3 protein-coding genes are annotated in these 2252 nt (G+C 56.7%); all 3 read left to right on the top strand.

All coding sequences use genetic code 11. The features are described 5' to 3' along the window. Positions 1 to 363 (top strand): PASTA domain-containing protein (locus ACWI8T_RS09560; protein ID WP_449138779.1); only part of this gene is annotated, 363 nt, incomplete at its 5' end. 193 nt (positions 364 to 556) lie between these two features. Beyond that, entirely contained in the window at positions 557 to 1498 is a 942-nt protein-coding gene (locus ACWI8T_RS09555) for a DMT family transporter (RefSeq protein ID WP_449138778.1), read from the top strand. 281 nt (positions 1499 to 1779) lie between these two features. Beyond that, positions 1780 to 2252 (top strand): EamA family transporter (locus tag ACWI8T_RS09550; protein ID WP_449138777.1); only part of this gene is annotated, 473 nt, incomplete at its 3' end.

Raw genomic sequence — 2252 nt, 5'->3', positions numbered from 1 at the left:
GGCATCGTCATGTCGCAAAGCCCCAACGGCGGCAAGCTTGAAAAAGGCGGCACCGTGACCATCACCGTATCGCAGGGCCAAGACCCCGAAAAGAACAAGGTCACCGTTCCGTCGGTCACGGGCATGAGCCAGAGCGAAGCGATCAACACGCTGCTCTCGTACAACCTCGCCTATGCGCTTGATACGGCATCCGCTGGTTCGGGAACCCCGGGAACGGTTGCCAAGCAAAGCGTCACCGTCGGCAAGAAGGTCGACAGCGGCACCGTGGTCACCATTTACGTCGTGCCCGAATCGTCGAACTCCACGGGTGATAACACGAACAATTCCGGCAACACTCCAGGCACTGGAAGCACGACGAACTAGCGGCCAAGCTCGCAATTTCAGGAAACGCCCCTCAACCGAGGGGCGTTTCTTTTTTAATCGCAATCGTGTTCCCGACGATGGAGCGAACGCCATTCGGCAAGCGCCTTTAGATTCGCGTTCGCGAGCACCCCATTTGAAATACCTAACTTCACGCGATACGCAACCCTCGATTCGCCTTAAAAGCCCCGCTACAATGGCAGGCATGACACACATCACGAACAATCCTCCAACCTCTGCAACGGCGCTTCCCCAATGGGGATACAAGGCCATGCTCCTCGGCGCCGCCGCCATTTGGGGCCTCAGCACTTGCATCATCAAAGACACCGTCGCAGTGTTTCCCCCTGCCTGGCTTATGGGCATTCGGTTTTTCCTCGCAGGCATTCTCTTGCTCATCATTTTCCGCAAGCGCATCGCACAATGCCTTAACCGAGAGATGCTCGTTGCCGGCGCAATAATCGGCCTCGTTCTCGCGCCGGCATATCTGCTCAACACATCGGGACTTCAGTTCACCACGGCATCGAAGGGAACGTTCCTTACGGGCACGTATTCCATCATGGTGCCCTTCATCGCGTGGGCGATTTCGAAGCAACGCCCCACGCGTTACAATATCGCCGCGGCATTGCTCGCCCTTGCCGGCATTGGCTTCATCTCGTTTTCCGGAGCAGGCGAGATCTCGCTCACCTTCGGAATCGGCGAAGCAATCATGCTCGCCTCGGCCTTTTTCCTTGGTTTACATATGGCGGTATCGGCGCGCCTCTCGGATGGGCGCGATGCGCTCGCGCTTTCCGCGATCCAATTCATCGTCGCCGGCCTCATTGGCATGGCGTGGGGAGCAGCAACGGAAGGCACACCGAACTTAACCACGTTTGCCGACCCTTCGGTGTTCGCAGGTATGGTGTATCTTGTGGTGTTCGCTTCGTGCGGCGCGCTCTGCTTCCAGAATATTGGCATCAAACACGTTCCCGCAGCACCCGCCGCCTTGCTGCTGTCGACCGAAAGCCTGTTCGGCGTGACATTCGCCGTGCTCTTCTTCGGCGATACGCTTACCATCACAGCGATCATCGGCTTCGCGCTTATCGCCTTCGGCATCGCGGTAAGCGAAACCTTCCCCCTAAAGAAAGGGAGTTCGCAGTAATTCACGGCAGAAAACGTCGCAATGGGGCCTTATTGCATAAGAAGCCGCGCACATTGGCAGGAATCGCACCCAAGGGGCCCCTCTTTCGTTGAAAGCCAAAGGCAAAACAAGCTTGTATAAAGCAAAATGCCTGCTCACGCTATTCCGCGCCATCATTTTAGTGCCCAAGGCCCCTGCAAAAGGGCCCCATGGGCGCACTTCCTGCCAAATCAACGTCGCAACTCGTACAATAGACAAAGAAAACGAGGCGTCGCCGCAGCAAGGATCACGAAAGAATTCCGATGAAAAAAGAACTCCCCTCCCTGTTCTACAAGTTGCTCATTATTGCAGCCACCATTATTTGGGGCTTCAGCTTCGTTGTCGTAAAAGACGCCGTCGATGCCGTATCGCCCGCGTGGCTTATGGGCATGCGCTTCGTCGCCACCGCCGCAATTCTGGCCGTGGTGTTCCATGAAACGCTGCATGCGAACTTCGATACGAGCCATCTTTTTGCAGGCGTCGTGCTTGGCGTGTTCTCGTTTTTGGGCTTCTGGATTCAAACCATCGGTATTACCGACACGACCCCCGGCCGTAACGCGTTTCTTACCGCGACGTATTGCGTCATGGTGCCGTTCCTTTATTGGATTGTCGCGAAGCGTCGCCCCACGGCGTTCAACCTGGTAGCCGCCGTCATGTGCATTGCGGGCGTCGGGTTCGTTTCGCTCGGCGGCGATTTCACGTTCTCTATGCGCTGGGGCGATTCCATGACCCAGCA

This window comes from Slackia sp. (assembly GCF_977041755.1).
The sequence above is the reverse complement of the archived record's forward strand: the minus strand, read 5'-3'. Positions and strand labels throughout refer to the sequence as shown.

Excerpts from the sequence above, each read along its gene's own strand:
- ACWI8T_RS09555 (WP_449138778.1), top strand. The coding sequence starts at position 557 with ATGGCAGGCATGACACACATCACGAACAATCCTCCAACCTCTGCAACG.